The sequence below is a fragment of the Roseateles sp. genome, from assembly GCF_039595295.1.
GTDB lineage: Bacteria > Pseudomonadota > Gammaproteobacteria > Burkholderiales > Burkholderiaceae_C > Roseateles.
The window spans coordinates 41,039-59,519 of sequence record NZ_JBCNLU010000011.1; the positions used below are offsets into that span (position 1 = coordinate 41,039).

Annotated in this window: 13 protein-coding genes; 7 read left to right on the forward strand and 6 right to left on the reverse strand. The window is 68.8% G+C overall.

What is annotated here, in order from left to right; genetic code table 11:
- Positions 1 to 105: 105 nt before the first annotated feature.
- From dapD to queF, 4 genes are all read right to left on the reverse strand, one after another.
- Positions 106 to 924 carry a 2,3,4,5-tetrahydropyridine-2,6-dicarboxylate N-succinyltransferase gene (gene dapD / locus ABDW59_RS10625; RefSeq protein ID WP_343629712.1) on the reverse strand — a complete coding sequence of 273 codons (819 nt, stop codon included), beginning with the start codon at positions 922 to 924 and terminating at the stop codon, positions 106 to 108.
- A gap of 96 nt (positions 925 to 1,020) precedes the next feature.
- Positions 1,021 to 2,247, reverse strand: a complete 1,227-nt coding sequence (gene dapC / locus ABDW59_RS10630; RefSeq protein ID WP_343629713.1) for a succinyldiaminopimelate transaminase — start codon at positions 2,245 to 2,247, stop codon at positions 1,021 to 1,023.
- Between the two features lie 76 nt (positions 2,248 to 2,323).
- On the reverse strand, positions 2,324 to 2,749 hold the full coding sequence (locus ABDW59_RS10635) for an SET domain-containing protein-lysine N-methyltransferase (protein ID WP_343629715.1): 426 nt from the start codon (positions 2,747 to 2,749) through the stop codon (positions 2,324 to 2,326).
- 11 nt (positions 2,750 to 2,760) lie between these two features.
- Positions 2,761 to 3,192: a preQ(1) synthase gene (gene queF / locus ABDW59_RS10640; RefSeq protein ID WP_343629831.1), complete on the reverse strand. Its 432-nt coding sequence runs from the start codon at positions 3,190 to 3,192 to the stop codon at positions 2,761 to 2,763.
- Positions 3,193 to 3,563: 371 nt separating this feature from the next.
- Here queF and smc point away from each other — a divergent pair, with 371 nt between their 5' ends.
- From smc to ABDW59_RS10660, 4 genes are all read left to right on the forward strand, one after another.
- Positions 3,564 to 7,076 carry a chromosome segregation protein SMC gene (smc, locus tag ABDW59_RS10645; protein WP_343629717.1) on the forward strand — a complete coding sequence of 1,171 codons (3,513 nt, stop codon included), beginning with the start codon at positions 3,564 to 3,566 and terminating at the stop codon, positions 7,074 to 7,076.
- Positions 7,077 to 7,134: 58 nt separating this feature from the next.
- Positions 7,135 to 8,235: a cell division protein FtsZ gene (locus ABDW59_RS10650; RefSeq protein ID WP_343629719.1), complete on the forward strand. Its 1,101-nt coding sequence runs from the start codon at positions 7,135 to 7,137 to the stop codon at positions 8,233 to 8,235.
- Between the two features lie 318 nt (positions 8,236 to 8,553).
- The gene (locus tag ABDW59_RS10655) at positions 8,554 to 8,955 is read left to right on the forward strand and encodes a hypothetical protein (RefSeq protein ID WP_343629721.1); all 402 of its coding nucleotides are present in this window, start codon (positions 8,554 to 8,556) and stop codon (positions 8,953 to 8,955) included.
- A 5-nt stretch (positions 8,956 to 8,960) separates the two neighbouring features.
- On the forward strand, positions 8,961 to 9,629 hold the full coding sequence (locus ABDW59_RS10660) for an RES domain-containing protein (RefSeq protein WP_343629832.1): 669 nt from the start codon (positions 8,961 to 8,963) through the stop codon (positions 9,627 to 9,629).
- On the opposite strand, the gene ABDW59_RS10665 is transcribed toward ABDW59_RS10660, so the two are convergent.
- The gene (locus ABDW59_RS10665) at positions 9,622 to 10,380 is read right to left on the reverse strand and encodes a phosphoribosyltransferase (protein ID WP_343629723.1); all 759 of its coding nucleotides are present in this window, start codon (positions 10,378 to 10,380) and stop codon (positions 9,622 to 9,624) included. The two genes, ABDW59_RS10660 and ABDW59_RS10665, sit on opposite strands and share 8 nt — an antisense overlap.
- 194 nt (positions 10,381 to 10,574) lie before the next feature.
- Between ABDW59_RS10665 and ABDW59_RS10670 the strand changes: the two genes are divergently transcribed.
- Both ABDW59_RS10670 and ligD read left to right on the forward strand, forming a co-directional pair.
- Complete coding sequence (locus tag ABDW59_RS10670) at positions 10,575 to 11,609, forward strand: Ku protein (protein ID WP_343629725.1); 1,035 nt, start codon at positions 10,575 to 10,577, stop codon at positions 11,607 to 11,609.
- Position 11,610: 1 nt separating this feature from the next.
- Complete coding sequence (ligD, locus tag ABDW59_RS10675; protein WP_343629727.1) at positions 11,611 to 14,271, forward strand: DNA ligase D; 2,661 nt, start codon at positions 11,611 to 11,613, stop codon at positions 14,269 to 14,271.
- A gap of 7 nt (positions 14,272 to 14,278) precedes the next feature.
- Here the strand turns inward: ligD and ABDW59_RS10680 are convergent, their stop codons facing one another.
- The gene (locus ABDW59_RS10680; RefSeq protein ID WP_343629729.1) at positions 14,279 to 17,752 is read right to left on the reverse strand and encodes an ATP-binding protein; all 3,474 of its coding nucleotides are present in this window, start codon (positions 17,750 to 17,752) and stop codon (positions 14,279 to 14,281) included.
- Positions 17,753 to 17,961: 209 nt separating this feature from the next.
- Here ABDW59_RS10680 and ABDW59_RS10685 point away from each other — a divergent pair, with 209 nt between their 5' ends.
- The gene (locus tag ABDW59_RS10685) at positions 17,962 to 18,456 is read left to right on the forward strand and encodes a DUF4019 domain-containing protein (protein WP_343629730.1); all 495 of its coding nucleotides are present in this window, start codon (positions 17,962 to 17,964) and stop codon (positions 18,454 to 18,456) included.
- Positions 18,457 to 18,481 lie beyond the last annotated feature (25 nt).

The window sequence follows — 18,481 nt, forward strand, 5'->3', positions numbered from 1 at the left end:
GAACTTCCTACGTCCGGCGGCTTCCCAAGCGGAGCCCGGAGGGCCGGCTTTGCCGGACTCCTGGGCTCGCCCCTGGAGGGGCCGGCGTCAGCCGGTAGGGGCTGTTTATGCGCGCAGCAGGTCGTTGATGCTGGTTTTCGCGCGGGTGCCGGCGTCGACCTTCTTCACGATGATCGCGGCGTACAGGCTGTACTTGTCGTTCTTGGGCAGGCTACCGCTGATCACGACCGAGCCGGCCGGCACGCGGCCGTAGCTCACGGTGTCGGTTTCGCGGTCGTAGATCGGAGTGCTCTGGCCGATGTAGACGCCCATCGAGATCACCGAGTTCTCCTCGACGATCACGCCCTCGACGATCTCCGAGCGGGCGCCGATGAAGCAGTTGTCCTCGATGATGGTCGGGTTGGCCTGCAGCGGCTCCAGCACGCCGCCGATGCCGACGCCGCCGGACAGGTGGACGTTCTTGCCGATCTGCGCGCAGGAGCCGACGGTGGCCCAGGTGTCGACCATGGTGCCTTCATCGACGTAGGCGCCGATGTTCACGTACGAAGGCATCAGCACGACGTTCTTGGCCATGAAGCTGCCGCGGCGGGCGACGGCCGGCGGGACCACGCGCACGCCGGTGGCGCGCAGGGCCTCGTCGCTCATGCCGCCGAACTTGGTCGGGACCTTGTCGAAGAAGGTCATGTCGCCGGCGCCCATCTGGCGGTTGTCGTTCAGGCGGAAGGACAGCAGCACGGCCTTCTTGACCCATTGATGGACGGTCCATTCACCCACGGCCTGGCGCTCGGCCACGCGCAGCGTGCCGTTGTCCAGGCGGGCGAGCACGTCGTCGACGGCGGCGCGGACTTCCGGGGCGTTGGCCGAGGTCAGGTTGGCGCGGCCTTCCCAGGCCAGGTCGATGATGGATTGCAGGTCTTGCGTCATGGCGGTTCCAGAGAATTCGAAGAAGGGGTTGGCAGTGCGAGCGTCGCGGAGTTCAGGTCGAAGTCGAGTCGCGGGCGGGTCGAGGCCGGATGGAACTCAGGCGGGCTTCACGAAGGATCGGATGCGGTGGGCGGCTTCCAGGCATTCGGCCTGTTCGGCCACCAGGGCCAGGCGGATGCGGCCGGCGCCGGGGTTGATGCCGTGGGCGTCGCGGGCCAGCAGACTGCCGGGCAGAACCCCGACATTGTATTGAGCGAGCAGCTGCTGGGCGAAGGCGACATCGTTACCGTCTGGCACGGCGGCCCACAGGTAGAAACCCGCGTCGGGCAGCGCGACGTCCAGGACCTCCGCCAGCACCGGCGTGACGGCCGCGAACTTGGCGCGGTACTGGGCGCGGTTGGCGATGACGTGGTCCTCGTCGTTCCAGGCGGCGATGCTGGCGGCCTGGATCATCGGGCTCATGGCCGAGCCGTGATAGGTCCGGTACAACAGGAAGCGCTTGATCCATGTCGCATCGCCGGCCACGAAGCCCGAGCGCATGCCCGGGACGTTGGAGCGCTTGGACAGGCTGGTGAAGGCGATCAGGTTGCGATAGTCGGTGCGGCCGAGCTGCGCGGCGGCCTGCAGGCCGGACAGCGGCGCGGCATCGGGGCCTTCGCGGAAATAGATCTCGGAGTAGCACTCGTCCGACGCGATCACGAAGCCGTGGCGGTCGCTGAGCTCGAACAGCGTCTTCCACTCGGACAGCGGCATGACGGCGCCGGTCGGGTTGCCGGGCGAGCAGACGAACAGCAGCTGGGTGCGGGCCCAGGTCGCGTCGTCGATCTGCGACCAGTCGGCGGCGAAATTGCGTTTCGGGTCGGAGTTGGCGAAGGCCGGCTGGGCGCCGGCGAGCAGGGCCGCGCCCTCGTAGATTTGATAGAAGGGATTGGGGCAGACCACGGTCGCGCCGGGACGCGCCGGGTCGACCACCACCTGCGCGAAGGCGAACAGCGCCTCGCGCGAGCCGTTGACCGGCAGCACCTGCGTGGCGGGATCGAGCGCGAGTCCGTAGCGACGCTGCAGCCAGCCGGTGATGGCCTCGCGCAGCTTGGGGTCGCCGGCGGTGGCGGGGTAGCTGGACAGGCCCTTGAGGTTGGCCATCAGTGCGTCCTCGACCAGCTTGGGCGCGGGGTGCTTGGGCTCGCCGATGCCCAGCGAGATGGGACGGTACTCGGGGTTCGGGACGATGCCCTGGGTCAGGGCGCGCAGACGCTCGAACGGATAGGGGTTCAGCAGCGCCAGTCGTGGATTGACCGGCGGCGTGGCGGGAGTGGAGCTCATGCGCGAAATGATAGGCCGGCGAGGTGCGCGGCCGGGCGTCTCAGGGGTGCTTATGTCGACAACGAAGGGTTGTCGTTCAGAGCGCCCCTCGACACCCCTCGGCCCCGCACCGGCAGGCCAACCGGCCCTCGTGATGCGTCACGCCGTAGTCGACGGTGATCTCCGCGCCGGGCTCGAGGTCCTCCAGCGCGAAGAAGCTGACCTCGCCGTCCTCGACCTGGATGCGGGCGTTGGGGCGGCAGCTGTGGTTGGTGAAGCGCATCGCGTCCTGCGAGCGGCTGCAATCGATCGCCCTCGCGGGTGAGAGCTCCACCAGCATCAGCCGGGCGCTCTCCTGCGCGCGGCGGCGCGCCTCCGCGACGGTGATCGATTCACCGGTCAGCAGGCCCAGCCGCGTGCCGGCGGGAATGGGCTCCGCCGCGAACACGCCGTAGCCGTCGATGCGGCTGCGCTTGAGCGCGACCGCGACGAACTGCGTGCGTGTGTCGTAGGCGAGGGCCATGACTCCTCAGCTCAACGCAGCAGGCCGGTCTCGAAAGCGTGCGCCGGCAGGTCGACGGCCGGCAGCGGCTTCCAACCCTTCTTGCGGTGCTCGGTGACCACGTTCGTGTAGATGCCGCCGCGCACGTACCACTTGGCCGTGATGCGGATGAAGCGCGGGTTCGTGACCTTCACGATGTCCTCGAGGATGGTGTTGGTCACCTTCTCGTGGAACGCGCCTTCGTCGCGGTAGCTCCAGAAGTACATCTTCAGGCTCTTGAGCTCGACGCAGAACTGATCCGCGATCATGTCGATCGTGAAGTGGGCGAAGTCCGGCTGGCCCGTCAGCGGGCAGTGGCAGGTGAACTCCGGGATCTGGAACTGGATGACGTAATCGCGCTCCGGGGCCGGGTTGGGGAAGACGTGGATCTCCTTGCTCGGGCGGCTGGGCGGGTTGGGCGGCATCTCACGCATCTTGGGCGCGACCGCGGTGTCGGCCTTGGAAGCCTTCGCGGCCTTGGCCGGCTTGGCGGGTTTCGCGGCCGGGTTGGCCTTGTCGGCCTTGATCGGGGCGATCATCTTCAGCGGGGTCGCCTTGAGCGAAGACGATGCGGCAGCCTTCGCGGCCGGCTTGGCGGGAGTGTTCTTGGCCATGGGGAGCAGGGATGGATTTCTTGAGCCGGACGGGTCGCTGCTTCAGAGGGCGGCGACGGCCGGAAGACGAAGGGCGCGATGGTATCATCCGCCGCGAACCGGACGCCCCTTCGCGGGGCGTTTCCACAATCAAATCAAAGGCTTAGCTCACCTTCGAGCGAGGTCATGGTTCGAACCTCTCGATGCGACTGAACTCGATCAAGCTCTCGGGCTTCAAGTCCTTTGCCGATCCGACCAACTTCCAGCTGCCCGGGCAACTGGTCGGCGTGGTCGGTCCCAACGGCTGCGGCAAGTCCAACATCATGGACGCGGTGCGCTGGGTGCTGGGCGAAAGCAAGGCCAGCGAACTGCGCGGCGAGTCCATGCAGGACGTGATCTTCAACGGCTCGGGCAACCGCAAGCCCGCCAGCCGCTCCAGCGTGGAACTGGTGTTCGACAACGCCAGCGCGCGCGCCGGCGGCCAGTGGAACCAGTTCACCGAGATCGCCGTCAAGCGCGTGCTCACGCGCGACGGGACGTCGAGCTACTTCATCAACAACCAGCCGGTGCGGCGCCGCGACGTGCAGGACGTGTTCCTGGGCACGGGCCTGGGGCCGCGCGCCTACGCCATCATCGGCCAGGGCACGATCAGCCGGATCATCGAATCCAAGCCCGAGGAACTGCGCATGTTCCTCGAGGAAGCCGCGGGCGTCTCCAAGTACAAGGAGCGCCGCCGCGAGACCGAGAACCGCCTCAAGGACACGCGCGAGAACCTGACCCGCGTCGAGGACATCCTGCGCGAGCTCAACAGCAACCTCGAGAAGCTGGAGCGCCAGGCCGAGGTCGCCGCGAATTACCGCCAGCTGCAGGAGCAGGGCACGCTGAAGCTGCATCAGCTGTGGTTCCTCAAGCACCGCGACGCGGCCGGCGAGTCGGCCCGCGTGAAGACCGAGCACTCGGAAGCGGTGAACGCGCTGGAAGCCAAGATGGCCGAACTGCGCCAGATCGAGGCCGAGCTCGAGACCGTGCGCCAGGCCCATTACGCCGCGGGCGACGAGCTCCACGCCGAGCAGGGCCGCATGGCCGAGGCGCAGATGGCGGTGAGCCGGCTGGAGGAACGCATCCGCTATGTGGTCGAGGGCCGCCAGCGGCTGGAACAGCGGCTGATCGAGCTGCAGGCGCAGAACCAGCAATGGCAGGAACGCGCCGAGCAGGCGCAGGCCGAGCTCGACGAGGTCGCGACCCAGATCGCCCAGGCCGAGGAGCAGAGCGAGATCCTCGCCGCGCAGGCCGAGGATCAGGCGATGAAGCTGCCCGAGGTCGAGGACCAGGTGCGCGCCGCGCAGGCCCGCGCCAACGAGCAGCGCACGCAGGTGACGCAGGTCCAGCAGCAGATCCAGGTGCTGGCGGCCGAGAGCCGCAGCGTGGACGAGCAGCTCAAGGGCCTGCGCGGCCGTCGCGACCGGCTGGGCCAGGAACGTCAGGGCCTGGCGGCGCCGCAGCATGACAAGCTGGACGAGATCCGCCGGCTCTCGACCGCCGCGGACGAGCAGCAGGCCGTCGCCGACGCGCGGCTGGCGGAACTGGCCGAAGCGGTGCCCGCCGCCGACGAGACGCGTCAACAGGCCCAGCAGGAATCACAGCAGCAAGCCGCCAAGCTGACCGACATCGTCGCCCGCCTGACCGCGCTGCGCGCGCTGCAGGAGAAGGTGCAGACCGAGGGCAAGCTCAAGCCGTGGCTGGCCAAGCACGGCCTGCAGGACATCAAGGGCCTGTGGACGCAGCTGCACGTCACGCCAGGCTGGGAGAACGCGCTGGAAGCCGCGCTGCGCGAGCGCATGGGCGCATTGTCGGTGGGCCGGCTGGAGACGGTGCAGGCCTTCGCGTCCGACGCGCCACCGGCGCGTCTGGCCTTCTATTCGCTGCCCTCGGGCGAGATCGCCAACACGCATCGCGCGCTGGCGCCGCTGAGCGATCTGCTCAAGCTGGAGTCCAACGGCCTGAAGGCCTTGATGAACGACTGGCTGGAGGGCGTCTACACGGCGGAGTCCATCGCGCAGGCGCTGCAGGACCGGCCCAGACTCAGCCATGGCGAGGTCATCATGACCCGCGAGGGTCACGCGGTGAGCCAGTTCGCGGTCAGCTTCTATGCGCCGGACAGCGAGACCGCCGGTCTGCTCGCCCGCGCGCAGGAGATCGAGAACCTGGATCGCGAGCAGCGCGCCCAGACGCTGATGGCCGACGAGGCCCGCGCCCAGGCCATCCGCGCCGAGGCCGCCTACACCGAAGCCGCTCAGCGCCTGTCGGTGCTGCGCCGCGAGGCCACCGAGACGCAGGGCCGCGCGCATCAACTGCAGGTCGAGCTGCTGCGACTGGCGCAGCAGACCGAGGCCGCGGTGGCGCGTCGGACTCAACTGGACGAGGAGATCGGCGAGATCGACGCCCAGACCGAGGCGCTGATGGAGCGCCGCATGGAGGGCGAGGCGCGTTTCGAGGAGCTGGACATGCAGCTCGCGACGACGCAGGAGAAGCACGCCGAGCTCGATGAATCCGTGATCAACGCCGAGCGCAAGCTGACCGAGGCGCGCGAGCATCAGCGCGTGCTGGAGCGGCGCGCGCAGGAGGCGGTCTTCAGCGCCCGCGCGCTGACGGCCAAGCGCGGCGAGCTGCAGCGCGCGATCGAGACCTCGCGCCAGCAGGTGCAGGTCAACGAGCAGACGGTGCAGAACATGGCGCAGGAACGCGCCGAGCTGGACGACGCCGCGGCGCAGGCCGGGCTGGAGGACGCGCTGGCCGTGCGCATGGAGCGCGAGCAGGCGCTGGCCGCCGTGCGCGCCAACTACGACGACCTCAGCCTGCGCCTGAAGCGCGCCGAGGAAGGCCGCATGGGCATCGAGCGCGCGCTCGATCCGCTGCGCGAGCGCATCACCAAGCTGCAGCTGGACGAGCAGGCCGCCTCGCTGGGCGGCGCGCAGTTCATGGAGCAGCTGGTCGCGGCCAACGTCGATCTGGAGGCGCTGGGCAAGGGCATCGAGGAAGGCGGCGTCAAGCTCTACGGCCTGCAGGGCGAGATCGACCGCATCACCCGCGACATCGCGGCGCTCGGCGCGGTCAACCTGGCGGCGCTGGACGAACTGGGCGCGGCGCGCGAGCGCAAGACCTTCCTGGACTCGCAGTTCGCCGACCTGACCAGCGCGATCACCACGCTGGAGGACGCGATCCACAAGATCGACCTGGAGACGCGCGACCTGCTGGGCGCCACGTTCACGCAGGTCAACGACCATTTCGGCCGCATGTTCCCGAGCCTGTTCGGCGGCGGCCAGGCCAAGCTGGTGATGACCGGCGACGAGATCCTGGACGCGGGCGTGCAGGTGATGGCACAGCCGCCGGGCAAGAAGAACTCGACGATCCACCTGCTCTCGGGCGGCGAGAAGGCGCTGACCGCGATCGCGCTGGTGTTCGCGATCTTCCAGCTGAACCCGGCCCCCTTCTGCCTGCTGGACGAGGTGGACGCGCCGCTGGACGACGCCAACACCGAGCGCTATGCACGCCTGGTGGCGGAGATGAGCAAGGTCACGCAGTTCCTGTTCATTTCGCACAACAAGATCGCCATGGAAATGGCGGAGCAGTTGATCGGCGTGACGATGCAGGAGCAGGGCGTGTCGCGGATCGTGGCGGTGGACATGGAGTCCGCGCTGGCGATGGCGGAGCAATGAGGATGACGACGGCGACCGCGGCGCATGGCGCGCGCGACGCCGCAGGAGCAAAGACGCGATGACGACGGACTGGAACCTGACGACGCTGCTCGCAGCGCTGGGCGGCGTGGTGCTGGTGGGCCTGCTGGCGCAGGGCTGGTGGAGCGCGCGCAAGGCGGGCCCGCGGCGCGCCGAGCCGGTGACCCCGGCGGGTGACCGCCACGAGCCCAGCCTCACGGCGGGCGCGGATGCGGGCGGCGAGCCCGCGATCACGCTGGACGGCCATGACGCGGGCGGGCTGCCGGACTTGCGCACGCTGGACGAGACGGTGCCGGCGGTCAACCGCGCGCGCAAGACCTCGACCCGCATCGATGCGCTGATCGACGCGATCTCGACGCTGACGCCGGAGTCTCCCGTGAGCGGCGAGATGGCCTTGTCGCACCTGCCGGGCAGCCGGCGCGCGGGGACCAAGCCCTTCCAGGTCGAAGGCCTGAACGTCGACAGCGGCGACTGGGAGCTGCCGCAGCCGGGCCAGCGCTACAGCGAGTTCCAGGCCGGTCTGCAGATGGCCAACCGCAGCGGCGCGCTCAACGAGATCGAGTACTCGGAGTTCATCCAGAAGATCCAGGGCTTCGCCGACGGCATCGGCGCGATGCCCGAGTTCCCCGACATGCTGGACGTGGTGGCGCGGGCGCGCGAGCTGGACCAGTTCGCCGCCGGTCACGATGCGCAGCTGGCCATCGTGCTGCGCGCGCGAGGCGCGGCCTGGACGCTGGGCTTCGTGCAGCAGGGGGCGCTGCGTCACGGCTTCGTGCCGGGCGCGATCCCGGGCCGGCTGGTGCTGCCGGCGGCGGAGGAGGGCGCGCCGCCGCTGCTGACGCTGAACTTCGATGCGCAGGCGGCGCTCGCGGACGATCCGCAGACCTCGTCGCTGCGGGAACTCACCTTGGCGCTGGACGTGCTGCAGACGCCGGAGGCGCTGGAGCCTTTCGCGACCTGGCAGGAGTCGGCGCGCGGCTTGGCGCGCGATTTCGAGGCCGACGTCTGCGACGACCGCGGACAGGTGCTCAACCTGCACGCCTTCCAGTCCATCGGGCAGGAGCTGGCGGAGCTCTACAAGTCGCTGGCCGCGCGCGATCTGGCGGCGGGCAGCGCGGTCGCGAGACGCTTGTTCAGTTGAGCTGACGCCTTCCAGCACTTCAAGTCAGGGCGCCCACTTTTCTCGAGGGGCGCCCGACCGGTTCACAGAGGAATCGGTCATGGTTCACACGTCACCTCATCGGCACAGTGCAAGGCTTCTGTGTTGATGGGCGCCGCTCCAGCAATGGGGGGTGGTGAAGACGTGATGACGATTGGAAGCGAACACGATTCGGGTGGGCATGTGCCCAGTTGGAGGATTCGGCGAGCGCCGGACCTCTGCGCCTTGACGAGGGATCCCGCCCCTGAGGTCGACCCGGCGATCTTCGCGATCGCCACGAGCAGGGGATCGGTCACGAAGATGGCGCAGCTGCTTGACGTCTCGGTCGCGGAGGTCGAGCAAATGACGCGCGACGGGCGACTCTTCACCCTTCACGACAAGGCGCAAGGCGGGGTGGTCTATCCGCTTTACCAGGGCTTGAAGGGAGTGGCTGGCGCCCGTCTCGAGGAGATCCTGAGGCGCTTTCGCGAAGCGAGCGAGGATCCGCAATCTCGGCTGGACAACTTCGCCATCGCCACTTTCTTCGTGATGCCTCACGTCTTGCTGGCCTGGGCGCTGCCCTTGGAGGTCCTTCTCGGACATCGGCTCTACGACAGCAGGCTTGATTCAGAAGCCTTGCTGTACTTGTCCAAGGATCCCGACTCGCGCTTCAGCGCGGTACTCGGAGCTGTGCACGACGAAGTCTGGCATTGGAGGGGTTGAACATCATGCGTGTTGCTTCTCTGCCCGATTTCAAGGGCTGGCAATTGGAGGCGGAGATCCTCGACCCTGGCGAGTTACCGCTACTTCGAGGATTCCAACGGACTGGCGGCGAATGGCAACCGCCGCCCCCCGAGTTCCGCAACAGCCGCGTCGATCCTCCACCCGGCTACAAGTCGGAGTACGCCGTGCTCTACACCGCGACCGAGATCCAATGCGTGGCCGCCGAAACTCGCATCCTGCGAGATGACCGAGAGGGTGTCGTCTGGCTACCCGAGGTCGCGCAAGCCTTGCGTATCGCGACGTTCAGGCTTGGGCGAGCGGGGCTGTTCATTCCTTTGGATGGTCGCAATCGCAAGGTCTTCAAGTTGCGAGGCGAATGCGGATCCGATCACCAGGCCTATCAATGGCTGGCCTTGGAGCTGCATCGAAGGTACGGGCATCTGGCGCATGGACTCTCCTGGGAGTCGTTCCATCGCAATCAGCCAGGGCGCTGCTACGGCATCTGGCATTCGCGAAAGGATGACTTGGCGCTCGGCGTGGAGGACGAGCGTCCGCGCTTCAGCGAGGATCCTCGCTGGGCGGCATTCTTGTCGGCGCATCCATTCATTGCCGCTCGACCCCGGGAGTCGGGATTCGGAGTTCCGCTGGCGCTGGAGAACTCAGCGATCAGTTGACAGGCAGAGGCGGTCGCCGGCTCGGGTCCAGTGCCCGCCGCACCTCCTCATCCGACGTCTGCTCAAACCTCGCATACCACTCCCCGACCGACCGGAAGCGATCCGGCGTGTGGCCGCAGATCACCTCATCCGCGTCCTGCCCCAGCAGCGGGCAGGTCTCCGGCGCCGCGACCGGCACCGCGACGACGATGCGCGCCGGATGCATCTCCCGCAGCGCCTGCACTCCCGCCCGCATGGTGGCGCCCGTGGCCATCCCGTCGTCCACCAGGATCACCTGCCGGCCCCGCACGATGGGCGGTGGCCTGTCGCCGCGATACAACTTCTCGCGCCGATGCAACTCGCGCAGTTCCGCTCGGGTGACGAGCTCGATCGCCGAGGCGCTGAGCTTCAGCTGCTGGATCACCTGCGTGTTGAGCACCCGCACATCGCCTGACGCGATCGCGCCCATCGCGTACTCCGGCTGGCCGGGCAGGCCGAGCTTGCGCACCACCAGAATGTCCAGCGGCGCCCCCAAAGCCTGCGCGACCTCCGCTGCCACCGGCACGCCGCCGCGCGGCAAGGCCAGGACCAGTACGTCCTCGCGATCGGCATAGCCGCACAAGCGCTGCGCCAGCGCCCGGCCACCCGCGCGACGATCCGCATGGAGCGGCCCTCGCGTCGAGCCGATGTTTCCCGCGCTGCCTTCCGCGCTGCTGCCGGTCGTCGTCGGATGAGGCGGCTGCGGAAGGAGGGCGTCGGTCACTGGCGTCATGGAATGTCTGAGAAGGGTCGGACAAGCCGACGATTCCCGCGTCAGAGCAAGCCAGATGCCCGCTGCGCGCCGCTGCGTCCGGTTCTGGCTCGGAGGCCTGGCGAGCTCCGGGTGCGTCGAATGAGACGCGCGTGGGCGCGTCGCTTGCCTTGTGAGAACTTCCGTCGCGCCGACGATTTGTCATCGAGGTCCGCATGCCCACTCGCGCCGCCGCTTCGAGCACCAACTCCCGCACCCCTCGCAAGTCCGCGCCGCGCGCGGCGTCGCCATCGCGCAAACGAGCCTCCAACGCTGACCACGCCGGCCACGCGGGCAGCGGCGGGCACCGGACAAGCCGCGCCAGCACGAGCAAGGCCGCTGACGCCAAGAGCACCGCTCGTGGCGACAGCGACACCGCGCCGGCCGCCCGCCGCGCGATCTGGAAAGGCGCGATCAGTTTCGGTCTGCTGCATGTGCCGGTGGCGCTGTATCCGGCCTCGCGCGATCAGGGCGTGGACTTCGACTGGCTGGACAAGCGCACCATGGATCCGGTCGGCTACAAGCGCATCAACAAGCGCACCGGCAAGGACATCGACAAGTCCCAGATCGTCAAGGGCGTGAAGCAGGAGAACGGCGATTACGTGCTGGTCTCCGACGACGAGATCCGCAAGGCCTATCCCACCACCACGCAGACCATCGAGATCGAGACCTTCGTCCCCGCAACGCAGGTCTCCTTCGTCTACCTGGAGAAGCCCTATTACCTGGAGCCCGTCGGCAAGGCCAGCAAGGTCTACGCGCTGCTGCGCGAGGCGATGTCGGACGCGGGCCTGATCGCGATCGCGCGTCTGGTGATCCACAGCAAGGAGCACTTGGCCGCGCTGCTGCCGGCCGGCCCGGCGCTGATGATCGGCATGCTGCGCTGGGCCAACGAGATCCGCCCCTGCGAGGACCTGAACCTGCCGGCGGAGGGGAAGTCCGCGCACGGCTTCAAGCAGGCCGAGCTGCAGATGGCACGCCAGCTCATCGACGAGATGAGCACCGATTGGCACCCCGAGGACTATCACGACGAGTTCACCGCCGCGATCCGCAGGCTGATCGCGCGCAAGGTCGAGCAGGGCAAGACCGAGACCGTCACGCCGTTGGAGGCCGAGCCCGAATCCGGCTCGCGCGACGAGAGCGGCAATGTGGTCGACCTGACCGAGTTGCTGCGGCGCAGCCTGGGCGGCAAGAAGAAGTCCAAGGCGGCTTGAGATGCCGACCACACCCCGCCACGATCCGCTCGCGCGCTACCGGAGCAAGCGCGATTTCCGCATCACCTCTGAGCCCGATGAGCCGGCGCCGCGCTCGCGGCCGCGGCGCGCCGCCAAGCCCGGCGCGCGCGGGGCGAGGCAAGCGCTGTCCTTCGTCGTGCAGAAGCATTGGGCCAGCCATCTGCATTACGACTTCCGGCTGGAGCTGGACGGCGTGCTGCTCAGCTGGGCGGTGCCCAAGGGGCCGTCCTACGACCCGAAGGAACGCCGGATGGCGATCCATGTCGAGGACCATCCGCTGTCCTATGGCGGCTTCGAAGGCACCATCCCGCCCAAGCAGTACGGCGCAGGGGAGGTCATCGTCTGGGACAACGGCACCTGGACGCCTGAAGGCGACGCGGCCCAGGGCCTGCGCGACGGCAAGCTGGTGTTTCGGCTGCACGGGCAGAAGCTGGCGGGGCTGTGGCAGCTGATCAGGACCTCGCGCGGCACGTCGAAGCGCGAGCAGTGGTTGCTGATCAAGAAGCACGACGGGCTGGAGCGATCGCATGCCGATTACGACGTCACCGTCGCGCTGCCCGACAGCGTGATCCAGCAGCCCCTGGGATTGATCGAGGACCGTGAGCCGGCGGCGGCTGAGGCGGGCGGCGACACCGCGCCGGGCGAGCCCGACCTGAGCCGCGCCAAGAAGGCGCGCCTGCCGGCGACGCTCGCGCCGCAGCTGGCGACGCTGGTCAGCGCGACGCCGCCGGGCGAGTGGGTCGCGGAGGCCAAGTTCGACGGCTATCGGCTGATGGCGCGCATCGACAAGGGCCAGCCGCGGCTGATCACGCGCGGCGGCAACGACTGGACCGACCGGCTGCCGGCGCTGGCGCAAGCGCTCGCCGGATTGGGCGTCGACAGCGGCTGGCTGGACGGGGAGATCGTCGTGCTGCGCGACGACGGCGCCCCCGATTTCAACCTGCTGCAGAACGCCATCGGGCAGCCGGCGCGATCGCGGCAGGCGGACATCGTCTACTTCCTGTTTGATGCGCCATTTCTCAACGGCCACGATCTGCGTGAAGTGCCGCTCGTCCATCGGCGAGCGGTCCTGCGCGCGCTGATGGCCGGGAGCGAAGTCGAGCAGGACTCGCCCCTGCGCTTCAGCGAGGACTTCGCCGTGCCGCCCGAGGAGATGCTCGCCGCCGCCTGCCAAATGCGGCTCGAGGGGCTGATCCTGAAGCGGCCGGACAGCCCGTATGTCTCCTCCCGCGGCGACAGTTGGGTGAAGCTCAAGTGCCAGCAGCGGCAGGAGTTCGTGGTGGTCGGCTTCACCGATCGCTCCGACGGCGGCCAAGCGCTGGGGAGCTTGCTGCTGGGCTATTACGAGGGCGGGAAGCTGCGCTATGCGGGGCGCGTGGGCACTGGCTGGTCGATGAAGCTGGCCGGCGATCTGCACAAGCGCCTGAGCGCCATCGAGCAGAAGACGCCGCACTTCGACGAGGCCACGATCGCGCGCAGTCATTGGGCGCGGATGAGCGGACGCGCGGGCGGCGGGGCACGCTGGGTGAAGCCGAAGCTGGTGGCGGAGGTCGCCTTCGCGGAGTGGACGCCGGACGGGCATATCCGTCACGCCTCCTTCCAGGGCGAGCGGGAGGACAAGCCGGCCAAGGACATCCGGCGCGAATCGGCGAAGCCGGCGGAGAAGGTGAAGGCCTCGGCGACGCGGGCCGAGGAGAAGCCCCCCATCAAGGCAGCCAAGGCAGCCAAGGCAGCCAAGGCAGCCAAGGCAGCCAAGGCGACATCAAAGACGTCGACGTCGACCGCCGGCGGTCAGCTTCGCATCAGCCATCCCGATCGCGTCGTCGATCCCTCCACCGGGCTGACCAAGATCGACGTGGTCCGCTATTACGAGAGCATCGCCGAGTGGCTGATGCCGCACCTGGCCCGCCGCCCCGTGGCGATCGTCCGCGCACCCGAGGGCATCGAGGGTCAGCTGTTCTTCCAGAAGCATGTGGAGGGCGACGCGCTGATCGTCATCCCGGACGCGGCCACGCTGATGCAGTTCACGCAGCTGAACGCGGTGGAGTTCCACACCTGGAATGCGCAGGATGACCGGCTCGATCGCCCGGATCGCATCATCTTCGACCTGGACCCGGGCGAGGGCGTGAGCTTCAAGACCGTGGCGGAGGCGGCCCTGGTGACGCGCGCGCTGCTCAAGGAGCTGGGGCTCCAGTGCTGGTTGAAGACCAGCGGCGGGAAGGGCCTGCATGTCGTCGTGCCGCTGGAGCGGCGGCATGACCACGCGACGGCGAAGGCGTTCAGTCAGGCGGTCGTGCAGCACTTGGCAGAGGTGTTCCCCAAGCAGTTCTCGGCCAAGAGCGGGCCCAGGAATCGCGTCGGGAAGATCTTTCCTGATTACCTCAGGAACGGGGAAGGGCAGACGACCGCGGTGGCCTTTTCCGCGCGGTCCCGGCCCGGGATGGGGGTGTCGATGCCGATCGACTGGGATGAACTTGCCGAGGTGAAGCGGGCGGATCAGTGGACCATCACGAACGCGCGCGACCGGCTCAGCTTCCAGAAGGACGACCCGTGGCGCGAGTACTGGGGGACGAAGCAGACGCTCGCGAAGGGGTTGAAGACCCTCTCCCCAGCCCTCTCCCGCAAGCGGGCGAGGGAGTGACTGGGGCCTAGACCGCCGCGGAGATCAACGGCACCCGCAGCTCGAAGCTCGCGCCCTGCGCGATGCCGTCGCTGTGCGCGTCGATGCGGCCGCCGTGCATCTCGATCAGACGACGGACGAGCGAGAGCCCGATCCCCAATCCCCCTTGCGATCGGTCCAGCGTGCGATCGCCCTGGACGAAGAGATCGAACATCGTCGCCAGCAACTCCGGTGCGATGCCGGCGCCGTCGTCCTTGATCGTCACCAGCGCCATCGGCGCCTCGCCCGGCTTGGCGGCCTCGGCGCTGACGATCAACTCGATGCGGCCCTCCGAGTCGGTGTACTTCGCGGCATTCGTCAAGACGTTGGCCACGCATTGCACCAGTCGCGCCTGATCCGCCTTCACGACCAGCGGACGGCCGGCGGTGACGGAGAAGCGATGGCGCTTCTCGCGCATCAGCGGCTCCACCGTCTCCACCGCCTGCGCGATCACCTCCGGCAGCATCACCGGCAGCAGCTGCAACTCGATGCGTCCCTCGGTGATGCGCGAGACATCGAGCAAGTCGTCGACCAGCCGCGTCAGCGTCTCGACCTGCCGACGAATGATGGCGACCATCTGGCGCGAGCGATCGTCCGGCAGACCCAGGCGCGCGAGCACGTCGCCCGCGCTGCGGATCGGCGCGATCGGGTTGCGCAGCTCGTGCGCGAGCATCGCCAGGAACTGATCTTTCTGACGATCCGCCGCCTCCAGCCGCCGCCGCGCCTTCAGATGCGCGGAGATCTCCCGGAAATAGCAGACCACACCCGCCGTCCCGTCCGGCAAGGGGATCCGGTTGATCTGCCATTCATAGGCCTCGGTGATGCCCAGATCGGTCCGTTCCTGGATGAACTCGGGCGTGTAATAGGACTCGCCCGAGACCCAGGTCCGCGCGAACAGGCTGACGATCTGGTCCGCCAGCGGATGGCCCCATTGCCGCTCCACGAGTTCGTCGAAGCGGCTGTCCATCAGGTCCGGCGCATTGCCGAAGGTCGCTCGCGCCGTGGGATTGGCCTCTCGCATCCGGAAGGCCTCGCCATCGTGCGCGACGAGGAACACGCCCATCGGCGCCTCGTTCAGCAGTGTCTCGAACTGCTCGGTCCTCAGCCGGAATGAAGCCTCGGCCGACTGCCGCAGCCGTCGCAGCTCCAGCAGCGCCCCCAGCCGCGCGAGCAGTTCCCGCGCGGAGAAGGGCTTGATCATGTAATCGTCCGCGCCGGCGTCCAGGCCCTCGATGCGGGCCTCCTCGCCAGCCCGCGCCGACAGCAGCACCATCGGCACGCCGCCCAGCCGCTCGTCCGCGCGGATCGCCGCGAGCAGCGCCAATCCATCCAGCCTCGGCATCATGACGTCGCTGACGATCAGGTCCGGCGGCTCGCGGCGCGCCGCTTCCAGCGCCTGCAAGCCGTCCGACACGGCCTCCACCGCGTAGTACGGCGACAGCAGATCGCGCAGGTAGCCGCGCATGTCGCCGTTGTCGTCGGCCAGCAGCACCCGCGCGCCGAAGGTCGGCGCGAAGCGTCGGTCCGAGGCGGGCAGGGCGCCCCGATCGATCGTGCTGTCCGGCGACGGCATTGCCTCGGGCGTCGGCAGCCAGCGCAGCGCCTCCTCGACGAATGAGCGTGCCGAGGTCGTGCTCGCAGGGCCGGGCGCGTCGGCCCGCGTGGTCTCGACGCGATCGGCGGGCAGGTGGGCGGTGCCCACCGGCACCAGCACGCGGAACAGCGAGCCCTGGCCCAGCACGCTGGAGGCCTCGATGCGGCCGCCGTGCAGCTTCACCAGTTCCTGCACCAACGCCAGCCCGATGCCGGAGCCCTCGTGGGTGCGGCCTTCCGCGCCGGCCACGCGGTGAAAGCGCTCGAAGACGCGCGGCAGCTCGTCCGGCGGGATGCCGGTGCCGGTGTCGGCCACCTCCAGCACCGCCAGCCGCGGATCGCGGCCTTCCTCGCGCAGGCGCACGGTGATGGCGCCGCTCAGCGTGAACTTGAAGGCGTTGGACAGCAGGTTCAGGACGACCTTCTCCCACATCTCGCGGTCCACATGCACCGCGTCGGGCAAGGGCGGACAATCGACGACGAAATCCAGCTCCGCGCGCTCCATCGCCGAGCGGAAGGTGCTTGCAAGATCGCGGGTGAGGGCCGCCAGGTCGGTCGCCTCATAGCGCGCCAGCGCGCGTCCCGCTTCGATGCGCGAGAAGTCCAGCAGTGTGTTGACCAGCCGCTGCAGCCGCCCCGCGTTGCGCAGCACCAGCGCCAGCCGATCGTGCTGCGCCGCGTTCAGGCCCGGCGCCGAGATCAACTCCTCCAGCGGGCCCAGCATCAGCGTCAGCGGCGTGCGGAACTCGTGGCTGACATTCGAAAAGAACACCGTCTTGGCACGGTCCAGCTCGGCCAGCGATTCGGCGCGTCGACGTTCGGCCTCGTAGGCCTGCGCATCGGCCAGCGCCGCGGCGATCTGGCCCGCGATCAGATTCAGGAAGGCTCGTGCGGCCTCGTCCGCCGGGCGTCGCGGGCTCAGCCCGGCAACCAGAAAACCGGCCAGTTCCTTGCCCGCGCTCTTGAGCGGCAGCAGCACGGCGCGCTCCACCGATTCCGGCCAGGGGGGCAGGCTCAGCCGCACGCCCAGCGCGTCCAGCGAAGGCAGCTCCTGCGCCGATTCGTCCTGGTAGAGCGCCCGCAGCGGCCAGCCGTCGGGCGGATCGTCCAGGTTCAGGCGCTCGGGGAACTGCGTCTCGACGTGCTCGCCCGAGCAGCAGACCCGGCGCGCGCGCAGCCCGCCGGGCTCCGTCAGATACAGCGCCGCGAAAGGCAGGTCGAGCGGAAAGTCCGACAGCACGTCGCAGGTGCGGCGCGCGCAGTCGGACGGGTCCTCGGCGCCGACGCTGCGCGCGGCCAGATCGCGCAGCACCCGCAAGCGCCGTTCGCCGATCACGCGGTCCGTGACCTCGGTGACCACGCACAGCATGCCGGTGACCCGCAGCGTGTCGTCGTAGACCGGGCTGTAGGAGAAGGTGTGATAGGTCTCTTCCGGGAAGCCGCTGCGCTCCAGGAACAGCAGCAAGCCCTCGTCCCAGGTGGCCTCGCCGGTGGTGAGCACATGCCGGATCCGGCTGTAGGCGGCGTCCCAGACCTCGGCCCAGACCCGCTCCGATCGCGCGCCCAGGGCCCATTCGCGCTTCAGGCCCAGCGTGGGCAGATAGGCGTCGTTGCACAGGAAGGTCACCTCCGCCCCCCACGCCATCCACATCGCGTAGCGGGAGTCCAGCATCATCCGCACCGCGGTCTTGAGCGACTGGGGCCAGCCGTCCGGCGGACCCATGGGCGTGGAGGTCCAGTCCAGCGCGCGCATGCGCTCGCCCATCTCGCCCCCTCCGTCCAGGAAGTGCCGCCATTGCGGCGCGGCGCGGGGTATCGGCGAAGGCGGAAGCGGGGCCGTGGCGTCGTTGCCGGCGGGCGTTGGAAGCATCGGGGCGAGGTCCTCGTGACAGGGATGCGGGGACGGCGCGGGGCAGTCTACAAACGCCAAGCAAGCGGCGGACCCGGGTTCGACCCTTGACGTCGGATCAAGGACATCGCGATGTGGGCGAACCATGGCGGGGCTTGTCTCGGGAGCGACATTTGCCGGGAGCACACTTCGCCCGACCGCCCGGATCGGGCCTGACATGAGGAGGTGTTATGAGAAAGATGAACCTGATCACGCCGGCCAACCTGAGCGCGGCCTGGGCCGCCGCCTTGGCGCTGGCGGTCGCGCTGCCGGTGTCGGCGCAGACCGGCCAACCGGCGCAGACGGCCGCCAAGTCCGCGCCCACGCCGCAGGTCACCGAGGCGACCGATGCCGCCACCAAGTCCGCCACCACCTGGCTGCGCCAGGTCGACGGCGGCAAGTACCCGGAGAGCTGGGACCAGGCGTCCAAGGGCTTCCGCGACGAGGTCGCCCGCAACGACTGGACCGCGGCGCTGACCTCGCTGCGCACACCGCTGGGGGCGCCCACGACCCGCACGCTCAAGTCCGCCCAACTGACCCACGAGCTGCCCAATGCGCCGGCGGGCGAGTACGTCGTCATCCAGTTCGACACTGCTTTCGAGAAGAAGCCGGGCTCGGTCGAGACCGTGGTCGCCGTGCGCGATGCGGATCGCGCCTGGCGGGTGACGGGCTACTTCATCAAGTAGGCCGCGACCGCGATGAGTCGGTGGG

Excerpts from the sequence above, each read along its gene's own strand:
- ABDW59_RS10650 (WP_343629719.1), top strand. The coding sequence starts at position 7,135 with ATGACGACGGACTGGAACCTGACGACGCTGCTCGCAGCGCTGGGCGGC.
- smc (WP_343629717.1), top strand. The coding sequence starts at position 3,564 with ATGCGACTGAACTCGATCAAGCTCTCGGGCTTCAAGTCCTTTGCCGAT.
- queF (WP_343629831.1), bottom strand. The coding sequence starts at position 3,192 with ATGCCGCCCAACCCGCCCAGCCGCCCGAGCAAGGAGATCCACGTCTTC.
- ABDW59_RS10635 (WP_343629715.1), bottom strand. The coding sequence starts at position 2,749 with ATGGCCCTCGCCTACGACACACGCACGCAGTTCGTCGCGGTCGCGCTC.
- ligD (WP_343629727.1), top strand. The coding sequence starts at position 11,611 with ATGCCGACCACACCCCGCCACGATCCGCTCGCGCGCTACCGGAGCAAG.
- ABDW59_RS10665 (WP_343629723.1), bottom strand. The coding sequence starts at position 10,380 with ATGACGCCAGTGACCGACGCCCTCCTTCCGCAGCCGCCTCATCCGACG.
- ABDW59_RS10660 (WP_343629832.1), top strand. The coding sequence starts at position 8,961 with ATGCGTGTTGCTTCTCTGCCCGATTTCAAGGGCTGGCAATTGGAGGCG.
- dapC (WP_343629713.1), bottom strand. The coding sequence starts at position 2,247 with ATGAGCTCCACTCCCGCCACGCCGCCGGTCAATCCACGACTGGCGCTG.
- dapD (WP_343629712.1), bottom strand. The coding sequence starts at position 924 with ATGACGCAAGACCTGCAATCCATCATCGACCTGGCCTGGGAAGGCCGC.
- ABDW59_RS10655 (WP_343629721.1), top strand. The coding sequence starts at position 8,554 with ATGGCGCAGCTGCTTGACGTCTCGGTCGCGGAGGTCGAGCAAATGACG.
- ABDW59_RS10680 (WP_343629729.1), bottom strand. The coding sequence starts at position 17,752 with ATGCTTCCAACGCCCGCCGGCAACGACGCCACGGCCCCGCTTCCGCCT.
- ABDW59_RS10685 (WP_343629730.1), top strand. The coding sequence starts at position 17,962 with ATGAGAAAGATGAACCTGATCACGCCGGCCAACCTGAGCGCGGCCTGG.
- ABDW59_RS10670 (WP_343629725.1), top strand. The coding sequence starts at position 10,575 with ATGCCCACTCGCGCCGCCGCTTCGAGCACCAACTCCCGCACCCCTCGC.